Origin of the sequence: Nocardiopsis sp. CNS-639, assembly GCF_000381685.1 — a bacterium.
GTDB lineage: Bacteria > Actinomycetota > Actinomycetes > Streptosporangiales > Streptosporangiaceae > Nocardiopsis > Nocardiopsis dassonvillei.
This window is the reverse complement of the sequence record NZ_KB906868.1, coordinates 1-15,868: the sequence shown is the minus strand read 5'-3', so window position 1 is coordinate 15,868 and position 15,868 is coordinate 1. Positions and strand designations below refer to the sequence as shown.

At 72.8% G+C, this 15,868-nt stretch carries 10 protein-coding genes; 4 read left to right on the top strand and 6 right to left on the bottom strand.

The features are described 5' to 3' along the window. Positions 1–320 precede the first annotated feature (320 nt). From G011_RS0120930 to G011_RS0120920, 3 genes are all read right to left on the bottom strand, one after another. Entirely contained in the window at positions 321–2,165 is a 1,845-nt protein-coding gene (locus tag G011_RS0120930) for a carbohydrate-binding module family 20 domain-containing protein (RefSeq protein WP_019610182.1), read from the bottom strand. Between the two features lie 395 nt (positions 2,166–2,560). After that, positions 2,561–2,899: a hypothetical protein gene (locus G011_RS0120925; RefSeq protein ID WP_019610181.1), complete on the bottom strand. Its 339-nt coding sequence runs from the start codon at positions 2,897–2,899 to the stop codon at positions 2,561–2,563. A 169-nt stretch (positions 2,900–3,068) separates the two neighbouring features. Next, positions 3,069–3,662: a hypothetical protein gene (locus tag G011_RS0120920; protein ID WP_019610180.1), complete on the bottom strand. Its 594-nt coding sequence runs from the start codon at positions 3,660–3,662 to the stop codon at positions 3,069–3,071. A gap of 219 nt (positions 3,663–3,881) precedes the next feature. Between G011_RS0120920 and G011_RS32165 the strand changes: the two genes are divergently transcribed. Together G011_RS32165 and G011_RS0120910 are read left to right on the top strand one after the other, a co-directional pair. Continuing rightward, positions 3,882–4,055 carry a hypothetical protein gene (locus G011_RS32165; RefSeq protein WP_019610179.1) on the top strand — a complete coding sequence of 58 codons (174 nt, stop codon included), beginning with the start codon at positions 3,882–3,884 and terminating at the stop codon, positions 4,053–4,055. 371 nt (positions 4,056–4,426) lie between these two features. Continuing rightward, positions 4,427–7,435, top strand: a complete 3,009-nt coding sequence (locus tag G011_RS0120910) for an AAA family ATPase (RefSeq protein ID WP_081643005.1) — start codon at positions 4,427–4,429, stop codon at positions 7,433–7,435. Positions 7,436–7,600: 165 nt separating this feature from the next. Here G011_RS0120910 and G011_RS0120905 read toward each other — a convergent pair whose 3' ends face one another. Further along, positions 7,601–9,373: an NAD+ synthase gene (locus G011_RS0120905; protein ID WP_019610177.1), complete on the bottom strand. Its 1,773-nt coding sequence runs from the start codon at positions 9,371–9,373 to the stop codon at positions 7,601–7,603. 368 nt (positions 9,374–9,741) lie between these two features. Between G011_RS0120905 and G011_RS0120900 the strand changes: the two genes are divergently transcribed. Beyond that, positions 9,742–11,103, top strand: coding sequence for a glutamine synthetase family protein (locus G011_RS0120900; RefSeq protein ID WP_013151975.1), 1,362 nt, complete (start codon positions 9,742–9,744; stop codon positions 11,101–11,103). Between the two features lie 347 nt (positions 11,104–11,450). On the opposite strand, the gene G011_RS0120895 is transcribed toward G011_RS0120900, so the two are convergent. Beyond that, entirely contained in the window at positions 11,451–13,691 is a 2,241-nt protein-coding gene (locus G011_RS0120895) for a cellulose binding domain-containing protein (protein WP_019610175.1), read from the bottom strand. A gap of 535 nt (positions 13,692–14,226) precedes the next feature. On the opposite strand from G011_RS0120895, the gene G011_RS0120890 reads away from it, so the two are divergent. Next, positions 14,227–15,501: an endonuclease/exonuclease/phosphatase family protein gene (locus G011_RS0120890; protein ID WP_019610174.1), complete on the top strand. Its 1,275-nt coding sequence runs from the start codon at positions 14,227–14,229 to the stop codon at positions 15,499–15,501. Here G011_RS0120890 and G011_RS0120885 read toward each other — a convergent pair. Then, a partial coding sequence (locus G011_RS0120885; RefSeq protein WP_026338493.1) for an IS5/IS1182 family transposase occupies positions 15,498–15,868 on the bottom strand: 371 nt, incomplete at its 5' end. The genes G011_RS0120890 and G011_RS0120885 overlap by 4 nt on opposite strands.

Sequence of the window (15,868 nt, the reverse complement as noted above, 5' to 3'; positions counted from 1 at the left end):
CAGGACCTGGTGCGGTCGGAACGCGGGCACGCCGAGGTCGGCGGTCCCTGGGGACCCCCCGCTTTCCAGGAAACCGCGAACGCCCCGGGCCCCGCCAGAGGCTGCCCGTGCCTGTGGACAACCCCCGAGTGGAGGCGGGCCCCTCCCGGAGCGGCGCCCCCGCGCCGGAGGAGCCGGGCACGGAGCCCCCGCGCCGGAGGAGCCGGACGCGGGGGCATCGGGGCCGGGGAGTGGTCGGCCCGTGGGGGTGGCTCGCGGCTCCCGGGAGCCCGTCCCGGAAGGGCCGTGCGCGGCGCCCCGGCCGGGGCGCCGCGCACGGGTCAGTCGCGCCAGGTGACGCTGGTGGCGGGGCCGACGCGGTTGGCGCCGGACTCCCACTCGACGTTGCCCGCGCCGTCGATCTTGACCAGCTTCCACTCGGTGTCCGCGCCGATGGGGGCGGTCCCCGACCACACGGGGTAGGTGGACGCGTCGGTGGACAGCTTCACCCCGCTCGGGGGGTTCCAGGACCCCAGCCCGGGGGTGGAGCCGACCACGTACACCTCCTGGCCGTACCAGGTCTCCACGGTGGCGGAGACGTCGACCTCACCCGGCTCGCCCGGCTCACCGGGGCCGCCGCCCCCGCACTCGGCCGGGTCGTCGCAGGTGCCGCCCACGTGCAGGGCGACGGCCCCGTTCGCGGGGACCTGGGCGCTGATCCGGCCGTCGGCGACGGTGAGGGTCCCGCTCCCGGCGGCGTTGTCGTAGCTGCCGTCGGGCAGGTCGGTGTCGGCGGTCAGGTTCCAGGTGCCGCCGGTGGCGTTGAAGGCGGCGAAGCCGCGGTCGCCCCGGTCGAAGGCGAGCCGGGAGGAGCCGTCGGTGGCGCGCTGGACGACGGGGGTGTCGCCGGTGGCGTTGCGGAAGGCGGCCATCCCGGCGACGGTCGGGTGGCGGTGCTCGCAGACCCACTCGGCGCTGGCGCAGTCGGTGTCGGCGGTGATCCAGCCCGCCGGGTTGCCCGCCACCTCGCCGACGCTGGGCGGGCCCTGGGTGACGTTGGAGCCGAAGTCGTAGCTGGACATCACCACGGGGCGCCCGTAGGGGTGGGCCAGCATGAACGCCACGGCCAGGTGGTAGCGGTCGCCGTCCTTGAAGGTCAGGGTCGGGTGGTAGCGCTGGGTGTCGTGGTTGTCGACGAAGACGGTGGCCTGCTCGTCGGTGAGCCCGCCGTAGTCCGGCAGCTGGGCCAGGCCGGAGATGTCGCCGCCGGCGAACTTGTTGGAGATGTCGCGCTGGTAGTCGAAGGCGGTCACGCGGCCGTAGGGCGCGTAGGCGGTGTAGGGGATGGTCTGGTCCCCGTAGACCTCGTGGAAGACGTCGGGCTGGCCGCCGAAGACCGGGACCTCGTTCAGGTCGGAGAAGATCGCGTCGACGTGGGCCTCGGGGACGTGCTTGGAGGCGTCCACGCGGAAGCCCGCCACGCCCATGTCCACCAGGCCGTTGAGGTAGCGGCGGATCTGCGCGCGCACCTCGGGGTCACCGGTGTCGAGGTCGGACAGTCCGACCAGCTCGCAGTTCTGCACCTCCCACTTGTCGTTCCAGTTGCTGATCTCCCTCCGGCAGGAGCTGAAGTCCTCCCCCGTGCGGGAGGCGGTGCCGTCGCCGAACAGGTCGGGGTACTCGTACTTGGCCCACTCCGTGCCCGCGCTGCCGGTGCCCGAGCCGTCGCCGGTCATGTGGTTGATGATCGCGTCGGCGTAGATCCTCACGCCGTTGTCGGCACAGGTGGAGACCATCGCCTGGAACTCCTCGGCGGTGCCGCGCCGGGTGTTGTCGATGCGGTAGGAGGTCGGCTGGTAGTCCTGCCACCAGGGGTAGTCGCCGCCCTCGGCGAAGGGGATGACCACGTGTTCCTGGGGCGGGGAGACCTGCGCCCCGCCGAAGCCGTGGGGGCCGAGGAACTCCTCGCACTCGGTGGCGACGGAGTCCCAGTTCCACTGGAAGAGCTGGACGATGGTCTCGCCGTTGTCGGCGGCCCGGACGTCCTCGGCGGGGGCGGGGGCTGCCGGGACCGGTGTCGTCGGGGTCGGGGCCGCCGGGACGGGGGCGGCCTGCGCGGGGGCGGCCAGCAGGCCGATCCCCATCAGGACCGCCCCGGCGACGGCGCCGGGTCGGATGGGCTTCATGTGCGCTCCTTGGGGGGAGGTAGCGCGGCGGGGCGGCACTGCCCCGTCCGCTGCTCTCTTGCAGTGTTTGCAAGAGTTTGCGTGAGCGTGACGAAGCTAACAGACCGGAACGCTCTTGTGAACGGGTCTTGATCTGGACGTCACACCGCTCACCCAGCGCGACGGTTCCCGCCGCCACCTGCCTCGATGCGTTTCGGGCCGCCTTCCCCCGTCAGATCGACCCAAGGGATACTCCCTCGTGAACTGGGACGATGTCCGCGCAAGCCCACGAAGTCCGTGGGAAAAATTTCGCAAGATTACGGAAACGCACACAGAAAAAACCGGTGGCGGCACGGTTCGCGCCGCCACCGGCGGTGGCTCCTGCGCGGCCTGCGGGGACCGCGCTCCGGGAGGGGCTACCAGAAGACGGCCACGCCGATGTTGACGATGGCGAGCACGCCCGCGATGATCGCGAGGTTCTTGGCGGGCTTGCGCAGGTTGAGCACGCCCACGACCACGACCGCCAGCGCGACCAGCAGCTTGACCGCGATCTTGACGTGGTTCAGCTCCCCGAGGTCGGCCATCTCGGCCACCCCGACCAGCAGCAGGCCGGTGACGAACTGGAGCAGGGAGCTGTGCAGCAGGACCTTGGTCGACTTGGGGTTGTCGGTGATGACCTGCATGAGGAAGCCCGCGATGATCCCGGCCAGGCCGATCATGTGCAGGAAGACGAGCGCGGAGTAGAGAATGTCCATGCCGGAAACACTACTACGCCGCGTAGTTTTCCCTCGCCGGGATCATGACACGCTGACGTAACAAAACCGGCGCCCCCACCTGGGCGGCTCCCCACCCGCGCGCCCCCTCACCCGCGCGACAGCGCCCTCCACTCGCTCGCCCCGACCTTTGACGGCTCCAGGCGGGGGCTCACCCGCGCGACAGCGCCCTCCTGCGCCGCCACAGCACCCAGGCCAGCCCCACCGCCAGGGCGACCCCTGCGGCCCGCAGCAGGTTCGCGGGGTCGGTGTACTCCGAGACCCGCGACATGGCGGTCTGTTCCGCGACCAGTACCGAGTCGCTGGCGCACGCGGCCGGGTCGGCGTCGCGTTCCAGCAACAGGCAGGCGGTGCTGGTCAGGCGTTCCCCCGTCGCCTCCGGCGCGCGGACGCGCACCGTGTACACCGCCTCCTCCCCCTCGGGCACCGTCACCCGCCAGTTCACGATCCCGTCCCGGACCACCCCCTCCTCCCCGACCTCGACGATCTCCAGCTCGCCTGGAACGTGCTGGGCCAGCAGGGCGCCCTCCACGGGTCCGTCGGTGACGGTGGTGCGCAGTGTGAACTCCCCTCCCGGCCGCGGCGCCTCGCCCGCCTCCAGGAACAGGCCCACCGGCCCCTCCCCCTGCACCGGCTCCGCGGCGGCGGGCGCGGGGGCGCCCAGCGCGCCCGCAGCCGTCAGGCCCGCCGTGAGCGCGCCCGCTGTGAGCGCGCCCGCCGTCTTTGCCCTGTACTTCCGCGTCATGTCGCGCCTCCCACGTGCGTCGTTGCCGCCTAGACAACTACGGGTGAGCACTCCGAAGCATGGTGTGACACGCCGTGCGGGCAGGGTCTTAGGGCGTACGGGTGCTCAGGCCTCCCAGGACTGGGATTCCTCCCCATGTGCGCCCCGGGGTCTTAGGGAGAACGTGGAGACCAGACGGCGGGACACCGGTTCCGCCGCGCGAGTGAAGAGGGAAGCACCGTGTTCCACAGCGAACTGCTCAACGCCAACGCCCGGGAGATGACCGAGCGGCGCGTCCGCGAGGCCGAGAACGTGCGTGCGGCCCTGCGTGCACGCACCGAGAAGCGCGCGCGGCGCAGGGAGGAACGCCGCGAGCGCCAGCGCCAGCGGCGCTCCTACGGCCGCGCCGCGTGAGGCCGTGCGCGGAAGGGAAGGAAGGGAGGAGGAACCGCATGGTGCCGGGCACGCCCCTCCTCCCCCGGACCGGTCCGCCCCCTCGGCCGCCAGGACCGGCTCCGGCCGCTCGGTGAGCGCACCCGCGGGCTCGGAGCCGAAGCGACCGGAGCCGAGGACGTGATCCCCGGGGCGGATCCCGTGCCCCAGCGGGAGCCGGCGATCGGAACCGGACCCGTGCCGCGGTCGGGGCGTGGCCCGGGAGGCGGAACCGGGCCCGACCCGTCCACGCGTCATACGGCGGCGGGCAGGCGGGCAGGCGGCCGGCGGGCAGGTGGGCGGCGGGCGAAAACCCCCTGGAAAGGCCGCACATGACGGGCATAATGGGCGCTATGCCCGTTCTTGTCGAGAGTCGTACCGTTTTCGTGGGCCGCGAGCGCGAACTCCGCCTCCTCCGGGACCACGCCAGGCGCTCCCACACCGAGGCGTCCGGAACGGTACTGGTCAGCGGCGACGCGGGCGTGGGCAAGAGCCGCCTGGTCGGCGAGTTCGTCTCGGCCCTGCCCCAGGGAACGGTCTTCGTCGGCGGCTGTCTCCAGCTCGGCGTGGACGGACTGTCCTACGCCCCCTTCACCGCCGTGCTGCGCCAGCTCCTGCGCGAGCGCGGACGCGCGGCGTTCGAGGCCGCGGCGCCCGGAGGCACCGGCGAGTTCGCCCGGCTCCTGCCCGAGCTGGGCGAGGTGCCCGTGCTGCGCCCGGAGAACCGGGGCATCCTCTTCGAACAGGTCCTGCGCCTGTTCACCCAGGCCGCCGAGGACGGCGGCGTCACCGTGGTGCTGGAGGACCTGCACTGGGCCGACGGCGCCACCCGCGACCTGCTCGTCTTCCTCGTCCGCAACCTCGACCTGCCGGGCGTGCAGCTCGTGGCCACCTACCGCAGCGACGACCTGCACCGCACCCATCCGCTGCGCCGCCTGCTGCCCGAACTGCGGCGCGCGCCCGGGGTCGAGCCGCTGGAGCTGGCGCCGTTCAGCCGCGAGGAGGCCGGTGCCCAGGCCGCCGCGATACGGGGCGCCAACCTCACCAGCCACGAACTGGACCAGCTGTACCGGCGTACCGAGGGCGTCCCGCTGTTCGTGGAGTCGCTGGCCTCCGCGGTCGGCGACCCCTCCGTCGGCGGCCACGACGTGCCCGACCAGTTCCGCGACCTGCTGTTGGAACCGCTGCACCGCTTCGACGACACCGCCCTGTCGGTGTTGCGCGTGGCCTCGGTCGGCGCGGTCTCGGGCAGCATCGAGCACGAGATGCTCTACCACGCGGCCGGGCTGCCCGAACGCGAACTGGAGACCGCGCTGCACACCCTGGTCGACGCCAACACCCTGCGCGCCGACCGGACCGGGTACCGCTTCCGGCACGCCCTGCTGCGCGACGCCGTGCACGGCGACCTGCTGCCCGGCGCCCACGCGCGGCTGCACATGCGCTTCGCCCAGCTCATCGACGAGTACCCCGACTCCGTCCCCTTCGACCGCAGGGCCGCCGAACAGGCCCACCACTACAACGCCGCACAGGAGCTGCCCAGCGCCCTCCAGGCCGCCTGGTGGGCCGCGGTGCGCGCGGGCGACACCCTGGCCTACGGCGAGGAACTGGACATGCTGGAGCGGGTCCTGGCCCTGTGGGACCGCGTCCCCGACGCACGGGAGCGGGTCCAGGGCCGGACCTGGGCCGAGGTGGCCAGCCTCGCGGCGGGGGCCGCCGTGGAGGCGGGCCGCGCCAGGCGCGCCCTCGAACTGGCCGACGAGGCCCTGGCCGCCCTCCCCGAGGACGGGGGCGACGACCACACGCTGACCGTACGGGCGGGGCTGCTGCGCCGCCGCGGGTTGGCACGCGCCGCGGACTCCTGCGGCAGCGGGATCACCGACCTGGTCAAGGCCCTGGAGCTGCACCCGCCGCACATGCCGGGGTACGGCCTGCTGCTGTCCATCCTGGCCCGGGAGAGCATGGTGCACCGCGCCGACCGGCGCCACACGCCGGAACAGGAGCGGCTGCGGGAACTGGAGAGGTCCGGCAGGTCGGCGCGCGCGCTGGCGGAGGAGGCCATCGCCCTCGCCGACCCCGCCGAGCAGAGCGGCATGTGCGCGGCCGCCGACGCCCGCATCACCCTGGGCGGTCTGCACATGGACGCGGGCGACTTGGAGGGGGGACGCCCCCTCATCGAGGCCGCCATCCGCTACGCCGCCGAGGTCCGCGACCCCTCCCTGGAGGCGCGCGGGGCGGGCAACCTGGGCCACTTCCTACGTGAGCTGGGGCACCACGAGGAGGGCCTGGCCGTCCTGGAGGAGTCCCTGGCCCGGCACGAGGCGATGGGGTGGGCGGCCGTCCACAAGACGTTCAACCACCAGAACCGCGCGGAGATCCACTTCGAGCTGGGGAACCTGGTCAAGGCCCGCGGGATCCTCGAAACGGTCCTGCGCTCCCACCCCTCCAGCAAGCACCGCTTCTACGTCGACGCGGTGCTGGCCCGCACGGCGGCGGCGCAGGGGGACCCGGAGGCGGCGCGCCGGACCATGAGGGTGTCGGGGCGGGCGGACGCGCTGGCCTCGCACCGGATGAACATCGTGCAGCTCTCCCTGCTGGCGCTGCTGGAGGCGGACCTGGTCGCGGGGGACGTGGACGACGCGCTCGTCCTGGCCGAGCGGACGCTGGAGCGGCTGGTCCTGGAGTCCGCGCACGGGTACACGTGGCCGATGGCGGAGGCGATGGCCGAGGCCGCCCGGAGGGGCGCGGCGCCGGGACGCCCGGAGGGGACGGTGGAGCGGGCACGCCGGGTACGGGACCTGGTGGCCGCGCTGGTGGCGCCGATGCCCGCCCACGGGACGGCGCAGCACGCCTACCGGGTGTCCGTCGGGGCGCACCTCGCCGAGGCGGACGGCGCGGGACCGGACGCGCTGCTGGAGCGGTGGCGCGAGTCGGTGGCGGCCTGGGAGGCCACGCCGATGCGGCTGCACCTGGCCCGGGCCCGGCTGCGGGCCGCCGAGGCGGCCGTGGCGGCCGTGGCGGCCGGGCGGCGGGACCGGGCCGTGGCGTGGGTGCGTCAGGCGCACGCCACGGCACGGGAGTGCGGAGCGGCGCCGCTGGCCGGCGCCGCCGCGGACCTGGCGCGCAGAATGGGCTCCGGTCTGGAGGAGGACTCGGCCCCGCCCGCCGTCCCCGCCGGGCTGACGGCGCGCGAGGCGGAGGTGGCGCGGCTGCTGGTGGTGGGCAGCACCAACGCCCAGATCGCCGAGCGGCTGTTCATCACGGCCAAGACCGCGAGCGTGCACGTGTCCAACATCCTGGCCAAGCTCGACGTGCCCAACCGGGCCGCGGCCGGGGCGCGGCTGCGGGAGCTGGGCCTGGCCTAGGAGCGGGTTCCGGGCCCGAACCCGGCCCCACGCGCACCGGATCCGGAACGGGGAGCGGCGAGCGGGGAGGGCGCGGGCACACCGCCTTCACCGGCTCCGCGCTGCGGGTCGTGCTCCGGGACCGGTGCGGGCGCGGGCGCACCGGAGGGGCGGGCGAAACGCGGTTCAGACCGTCCAGCGGTTGGTGATGGGCACGCGGCGGTCCCGGCTGAGGTTGCGCGCGCTGATCTTGGTGCCCGGCGCGGACTGGCGGCGCTTGTACTCGGCGCGGTCCACCATGCGGATGACCCGGCGCACCAGCTCGGGGTCGTATCCGGCGAAGACCAGTTCGGCCTCCCCCTTGTCCGTGCCGACGTAGGCGTCCAGGACGGCGTCGAGCTGTGTGTAGTCGGGCAGGGAGTCGGTGTCCAGCTGGTCGGGGCGCAGTTCGGCGCTGGGCGGCTTGGAGATGGAGTTCTCCGGGATCGGCGGGGTCTGCCCCAGCCGGACGGCCTCGTCGTTGCGCCAGCGGGCCAGCTCCCAGACCAGGGTCTTCCAGCAGTCCTTGATGGGCGCGAACCCGCCCACGGAGTCGCCGTAGAGCGTGGAGTAGCCGGTGGCGGCCTCGCTCTTGTTGCCGGTGGCCAGGACCAGGTGGCCCTCCTCGTTGGACAGCGCCATCAGGAGCGTGCCGCGCACGCGGGCCTGGAGGTTCTCGGCGGCCAGGCCGGTGAGCGGCACGCCCGCCTCCCCCGTGGACCGGGTGAAGGCCTCCACGGCCGGGGCGATGGCGATGGTGCGGGCGGCGAAGCCCTGGCGGCGCGCCAGCTCCTCGGCGTCGCCGACCGAGTGGTCGCTGGAGTGGGCGCTGGGCATGAGCACGCCGTGCACCCGGTCCGCGCCCAGGGCGTCCACCGCGATGGTGGCCACCAGCGCGGAGTCGATGCCGCCCGAGACGCCGACCAGGACCGAACCGAAGCCGTTCTTGACGGTGTAGTCGCGCAGGCCGGTGACCAGGGCGCGGTAGACCTCGCCCGTGTCGGAGAGCGGGTCGGGCCGCGGGGTGACGGTGGCCGCACGCGGCGGATAGGGGGCGACCGGGTCGGCCGAGACGGTGTGGCGCATGACGCGCAGACCGTCCACCCGTGCGCCCGGGCCGTCCGGGGCCGGTCCGGCCTCGGGCAGGTCGAGGTCGGCTACCAGGAGGGTCTCGGCGAACTGCGGGGCGCGGGCCACCAGCTCCCCCTCGGAGTCCACGATCAGGGAGTCGCCCTCGAAGACCAGCTCGTCCTGGCCGCCGACCATGTTGACGTAGGCCAGGGCGGCGCCGACCTCGCGGGCGCGGCGCTGGCACAGTTCCAGGCGCACGTCGTCCTTGTGGCGCTCGTAGGGCGAGCCGTTGAGGGAGACCAGGAGGCCGACCCCGGCGGCGCGGGCCGCGGTGACGGGGCCGCCCTCCTGCCACAGGTCCTCGCAGACGGCCAGGGCGACGTCCACGCCGCGGACCCGGACCACGGAGAGCGTGTCGCCGGGGACGAAGTTGCGGAACTCGTCGAACACGCCGTAGTTGGGCAGGTGGTGCTTGGCCGAGGAGAGGACGACGCCGCCGCGGTGCAGGACCGCGACGGAGTTCTGCGGGGCCCCGGCGGGCTGGCCGTAGCGGGCGCCTGGGCCCTCGCGGCGGGAGAGGTATCCCACCACGACGGGGAGTTCTCCCAGGCCCTCCCGGGCGAGGTCGGCGGCCAGGGCGCGGGTGGCCTTGATCGAGGCCGACACGAAGGAGTTGCGCAGCGCCAGGTCCTCGACCGGGTAGCCGGTGACGACCATCTCCGGGAGGACGACCAGGTGGGCGCCCTCCTCGGCGGCCCTGCGCGCGGAGTCGACGACGAGGGACAGGTTGCCGTCCAGGTCGCCCGTGGTGGGGTTGACCTGGGCCAGTGCGATTCTGAGCTGTGCCACGGGCCCGAGCCTAGCCGCAGGATGTTTCCGGGGCGGTGGGACCGGCGTGCCCGGGCACGGGGCACGGCTGTCCGGGGTACGAAGGCGCACACGCCGGAGACGGCTGGCCGGGACACGAGGACGCGCACGCCGGGGACGGCCGCGGGCCCCGCACGGGGCCCCGCCGCCGGTGGCGGGCGGATGGCCGGAAGAGCCCGGTCACGGGCCATAATGCGTGTGCGGGTGACGGACCGGGCAGGCTGCTCGGCGGGTGCGGAAATACCCCGGAAATATCCGCACGGCACACTGGACCTGGGAGGCCGTGTCCGAACCGGCCCCGCCGTACGCCGGGAGGGCCCGGACACCGACCGCATCGAGGAAGGTTGATCGTGAATCGACAGCAGGAATTCGTGCTCCGCACGTTGGAGGAGCGCGACATCCGGTTCGTGAGGCTGTGGTTCACCGACGTGCTCGGGTACCTCAAGTCCGTGGCGGTCGCCCCCGCCGAACTGGAGGCGGCCTTCTCCGAGGGCATCGGTTTCGACGGCTCGGCCATCGAGGGGTTCGCCCGCGTCTACGAGGCCGACATGCTGGCCCAGCCCGACCCCTCCACCTTCCAGGTGCTGCCCTGGCGCAACGAGCCGCACGGCACGGCGCGCATGTACTGCGACATCCTCATGCCCGACGGCTCGCCGTCCTCGGCCGATCCGCGCCACGTGCTCAAGCGCACACTGGGCAAGGCCTCCGACCTGGGGTTCACGTTCTACACGCACCCCGAGATCGAGTTCTACCTGCTCAAGAAGATGCCCGAACTGGGTGAGCTGCCCGAGCCCAACGACTCCGGCGGCTACTTCGACCACACGCCGCACAACAGCGCGCACGACTTCCGGCGCAACGCCATCAACATGCTGGAGGCCATGGGCATCTCCGTGGAGTTCAGCCACCACGAGGGCGGGCCGGGGCAGCAGGAGATCGACCTGCGCTACGCCGACGCGCTGACCACCGCCGACAACATCATGACCTTCCGGCTCGTGATGAAGGAGGTGGCGATGGAGCAGGGCGTGTACGCCACCTTCATGCCCAAGCCGTTCACGCAGTACCCGGGCTCGGGCATGCACACGCACCTGTCGCTGTTCGAGGGCGACCGCAACGCCTTCTACGAGCCGGGTGCGGACTTCCAGCTGTCCAAGGTCGGGCGCGGGTTCATAGCGGGCCTGCTGCGGCACGCCGACGAGATCACGGCCGTCACGAACCAGTGGGTGAACTCCTACAAGCGCCTGTGGGACGACCCGGCCGCTTCGGCGGGCATGGGCGGTGAGGCACCGGCCTACATCTGCTGGGGCCACAACAACCGCTCGGCGCTGGTGAGAGTGCCCATGTACAAGCCGGGCAAGTCCAACTCCAGCCGGATCGAGATCCGCTCGCTGGACACGGCCTGCAACCCGTACCTGGCCTACGCGGTGATCCTGGCCGCGGGTCTGAAGGGCATCGAGGAGGGCTACGAGCTTCCTCCGGGCGCGGAGGACGACGTCTGGGCGCTGACCGACTCCGAGCGCCGGGCGCTGGGCATCCGGCCGCTGCCGCAGAGCCTGGACGAGGCGCTGCGGATCATGGAGAACAGTGAGTTGGTGGCCGAGACGCTGGGCGAGCACGTCTTCGACTTCTTCCTGCGCAACAAGAAGGCGGAGTGGCACGACTACCGCCGCCAGGTGACGCCGTACGAGCTGCACAGATACCTGCCGACCCTGTAGGAGCCGGGTGGGCCTGTAGCACTGTGAGCCCGTGCGAGCCCCCTTCCCGGGTGTCCGGGGAGGGGGCTCGGCGCGTCTCGGGGTGCTTCAGGGGTACTCCGAAGGGGGCAGGGGTTCAGAGGGCGGAGCCCTTCACGGCTCCAGGCGTGCGCCCTCCCCCGCAGGTACCTGTGAGACCCACGGCGACCGCACGGAGGGCCCCTTCTCTGACGGCTGGTTCCCCGACAGCCCCCTTATCGGACAGCCCCCCTTCTCTGACGGCCCCTTGTCCGAGGGAACTCCGCCGGGCGCGGAGCGGTCGCACGGGCGCACCCGCACGACCGCCCAGGCCCCGCACCGCCCGGGAATCAGGGCGTGTACACCTCCGGCCAGGGAGCGGGCTCCATGCCGTCCCCGATGAAGAAGCTCGGGTGCGGCGGCTGGTTGTAGGCGGTGTTCTGCCAGGCGACGGCCACCCGGTACTGGGTGTCGTGCATCAGGGTGGGCATCCGCAGATCGGTGGGCAGCGGCGTGGAGTAGATCCGCAGCGCCCGGTTGTCCGCGGTCCGCCAGACGACCTCCTCACGCCAGTCACCGAGGATGTCCCCGCTCAGCGCCGGTGTGGACTTGGTGCCGTTGTTGGAGGCGACCCCGGAGCCGGTCAGCAGCCGGGTGTCGCCACCGGTCCCGTACTCGTCGATACGGGTGCCGTCCAGCAGTTCCCGCAGCGGGTCGCCGTCCCACCAGGCCACGAAGTTCGCCGACGAGGGGGCGCGAACGCCCAGGCGGTTCCCCCCGGCGTCGTACATGCCGCTGATGCCGCCGCCCGTGACCCAGAACTCCGCGCCCGGGTTGCCCGGCCACACGTCCGCGGCCACGCCCCGGCCGGGCCCCTCCTCACCGCTGGCGGTCGGCCTGCGCCAGACCACCCCGCCGGTGTCGGCGTCGGCCACGTAGGCGCCCGCCGCGCCTCCCGTGCGCTCGGTGATGGTGAAGACCTCCAGGCCGGCGCGGTCGGGCAGCAGGTCGCCCACGTGCATGGCGTCCCCGTGGCCGTGACCGGTGGCCCACATCCCGCTTCCGTCGTCGTCCACGGCCATCGACCCGTACATGACCTCGTCGCGGCCGTCACCGTCGGCGTCGGCGATGCTCAACTGGTGGTTGCCCTGACCGGCCCACCGCGACCCGGCCTCGTCGCTGTCGAAGGTCCAGCGCCGGGTGAAGCGCCCGTCTCGCCAGTCCCAGGCCGCGATCACCGAGCGCGTGTAGTAGCCGCGCGCCATGACCAGGCTGGGCCGCTGGCCGTCCAGGTAGGCGACGCCCGCCAGGAACCGGTCCACCCGGTTGCCGTAGCAGTCGCCCCAGTCGCAGACGTCACCGCGCCCGGGCACGTAGTCCACCGAGTCCAGTTCGGCCCCGCTGCGGCCGTCGAACATGGTGAGGAACTCCGGCCCGCTCAGGACGTAGCCGTCGCCGTTGCGGTGGTCGGCCCCGGCGTCGCCGATGATCCCGCCGGTGCCGTCCACGGTGCCGTCCGCCGTCTTCACGGCCACCTCGGCCCGCCCGTCTCCGTCGAAGTCGTAGACCTGGAACTGGGTGTAGTGCGCACCGGCACGGATGTTGCGTCCCAGGTCGATGCGCCAGAGCCGCTCGCCGCTGAGTTCGTAGGCGTCGAGCAGTACGGGGCCGGTGCGACCCGACTGGGAGTTGTCCCTGGCGTTGGTGGGCTCCCACTTCAGGACGATCTCGTACTCGCCGTCGCCGTCGAGGTCGCCCACGCTGGCGTCGTTGGCGTCGTAGGTGTAGCCGCTGCCGCCGGACGGGAGGTCCAGGGGCACGTCCAGGTAGCCGTCGCGCAGCGCCAGTGAGGCCCCCGACGCCTCCGCCTCCTGACCGTCGATCACGGGGCGGACCGTGTAGCGGGCGTCGGCGGAGGCTCCGCCGTCCAGGTAGGAGGTGGCTCCGGTGAGGGGCTGTGGGTTCAGGCGTGTGGAGCCCCGGTAGACGTTGAAGGCGACGTCCTCGGGGTCGGTGGCCAGCAGCCGCCAGCTCACCAGGTTGCCCTGTGAGCCCCGCACGCTCACCAGACCGCGGTCCAGCTCCTCGACCTGGCGCCCCTCTCCGGTGGTGGGCGGGTCCTCGGGGTCGGGCGGCTCCTCACCGGGCGGTTCCTCGGTGTCGCCGGTGCAGACGGTGCCGTTGAACGTGAAGGAGTCGGGGATTTCGGGGGCGCCGCCGTGGGAGCCGTTGAAGCCGAAGCTGACCGAGGCTCCGGTGGCGATGGCGGCGTTCCACCCGGTGTCGGCCACGCTGACGCGGTTCCCCGATCCGGAGAACTCGCCGTTCCAGCCGCTGGTGACGCGCTCGCCCGCGGTGAAGTCCCACTCCAGGGTCCAGCCGTCGACGGGATCACCGAGGTTGGTGACGGACACTGCGGCGGTGAAGCCGTCGTTCCACTGGTTCTGAACGGTGTAGGCGACCTCGCAGCCGGCGGCGGCGGAGGCGGGGCCGGTCGCCACGGCGGCGAGCGCGGCGCCCGTGGCGAGGGCGGTCGCGAGGCAGGCGCCGCGCCGTGTCCGATGACGGGCGGCAGGGGGGTTGGGGGGCATGGGAAGGGCACTCCTCACCGCGTCCGGTACCGGCCTGTCGCGGCGGCCCGGATGCGTCGATGTGATGGGAGCGCTCCCGAAAACAACGCGAATGTAACACGGGGAGTAGTGGTGCGACAACGGCCCTTCCTAAACCGATTTATATCCGATCGGAGGTCCTGAGTCCCAGATGACATGGGATATCCGACCGCTCTGCGTCCGAGGGAGATGAGCCCGGAGCAGTGGGAAGCAAAACGTTTCAAATGGGGTGACGTCTCCGGCGCGACGGAGGGTTCCGCGAGCCCTCGCCCGCGACGTCCCGGTCGAAGGGCGGGACTCCCTCGGGCCAGGCCACCAGGAGAGCGGGAAGGCGAAGGCCCACGCCCCGGGCCCCGCCCTCTGTGGACGACACGGGTCCACCCCCGCTTCACCGCGGACTGCTAGCCTCCCGCGACCGGGGCCGCACCGGCCAGGCCGCCGGGACTCCCCCGGCCCGCATCCGGTCGTGCGCGTCCCGGCCTTTCCCACCCCGCTCCCCCGCTGAGAGGATGCCTCCATGAAGCCGCGTTCACGCCCGCTGGTCAGACCGGTGGCCTCCACCGCCACCCTCGTCCTGGCCGCGTCCGCCCTGGTGGCGGCCCCCGCCTCCGCCGAGGTGTCACCGTCGGTCCCCCAACCGCCGGGATCGCACGAGGTGCGCTTCGCCACCTTCAACACCGCGCTGGAACGCCCCGGGCAGGGGGTGCTCGCCGAGGAGCTGGCCACCCCCGACAGCGAGCAGGCGCGCAACGTGGCCGAGATCATCCAGCACGTGCGCCCCGACGTCCTCCTGGTCAACGAGTTCGACTACGACGAGGAGGGGAACGGACCCCGCCGGTTCCAGGACAACTACCTGTCCGTGGGCCAGAACGGCGCCGATGCCATCGAGTACCCCTACGTCTACTCCGCGCCCGTCAACACCGGCGTGGCCTCGGGCGCGGACCTCGACGGCGACGGCGAGGCGGTGACCGAGCCCGGCGGCCCCGCCTACGCCGAGGACGCCTTCGGGTACGGGCTGTTCCCCGGCCAGTACGGGATGGTCGTGTACTCGATGTACCCGATCGTCACCGAGGACGTACGCACGTTCCAGACCTTCCGGTGGGCGGACATGCCCGGCGCGCTCCTGCCCACCGACCCCGAGACGGGCGAGTCCTACTACTCCCCCGAGGCACTGGAGGTGCTGCGGCTGTCCTCCAAGAGCCACTGGGACCTGCCGATCGACACGGGCCGGGGCCGCCCGGTCCACCTGCTGGCCAGCCACCCGACCCCGCCGACCTTCGACGGCCCGGAGAGGCGCAACGTGGCCCGCAACCACGACGAGATCCGCTTCTGGGCCGACTACGTGACCCCGCGCGCGGGCTCCTACATCTACGACGACCGGGGACGGCGCGGCGGCCTGCCCGTGGGCGCCCCGTTCGTCATCGCCGGGGACCTCAACGCCGACCCCAACGACGGCGACGGCCACCCCAACGCCATCACCCAGCTCCTGGAGCACCCGGGGATCACCGACGTGCGCCCGTCCAGCCAGGGCGGCAGGGGCGCGGCCCAACGCCAGGGCGGGGCCAACGACGGGCACGGGGGCGACCCGGTGCTGGACAGCGCCGACTTCGCGGACGAGCCCGGTCCGGGCAACCTGCGCGTGGACTACGTGCTGCCCTCGCGGACCGTTCCGACCCGGTCGTCCGGGGTGTTCTGGCCGACCGTGGACGACCCGCTGTTCCGGCTGACCGGCGACTACCCCTTCCCCAGCTCCGACCACCGGATGGTGTGGGTGGACGTGGTCCGCCACTAGGCACTGTTTTTTAGACGGGTGAGGTCTCGGAGCCAGATCCGGATCGAGGCCACCAACACGGTCCCGTCGAAGATCGTGGCCCGCTTGTCGTAGCGGGTCGCGACCGCCCGGTTCTGCTTGAGCAGGTTGATACACCGCTCCACGGTGTTGCGGCCCCGGTAGGCCTTCCGGTCGAAGACCGGGGGCCTGCCGCCCGCCGACCCTTTGCGGCGGCGGTGCTCACGCTGGTCCTTGGGCTGGGCGATGGTCGCCTTGATCTTGCGGCGCCTGAGGTGATCCCGGTTCGCCCGGCTGGAGTAGGCCTTGTCGCCCAGCACCCGGTCCGGGCGGGTCCGGGGCCTGCCCACCCGGCGGGGCAACCGCAACG

Bases quoted from the DNA above. Each gene is read 5' to 3' on its own strand.
- G011_RS0120920 (WP_019610180.1), bottom strand. From the start codon at position 3,662: ATGACGCGGAAGTACAGGGCAAAGACGGCGGGCGCGCTCACAGCGGGC.
- G011_RS0120890 (WP_019610174.1), top strand. From the start codon at position 14,227: ATGAAGCCGCGTTCACGCCCGCTGGTCAGACCGGTGGCCTCCACCGCC.
- G011_RS0120930 (WP_019610182.1), bottom strand. From the start codon at position 2,165: ATGAAGCCCATCCGACCCGGCGCCGTCGCCGGGGCGGTCCTGATGGGG.
- G011_RS0120895 (WP_019610175.1), bottom strand. From the start codon at position 13,691: ATGCCCCCCAACCCCCCTGCCGCCCGTCATCGGACACGGCGCGGCGCC.
- G011_RS0120910 (WP_081643005.1), top strand. From the start codon at position 4,427: ATGCCCGTTCTTGTCGAGAGTCGTACCGTTTTCGTGGGCCGCGAGCGC.
- G011_RS0120925 (WP_019610181.1), bottom strand. From the start codon at position 2,899: ATGGACATTCTCTACTCCGCGCTCGTCTTCCTGCACATGATCGGCCTG.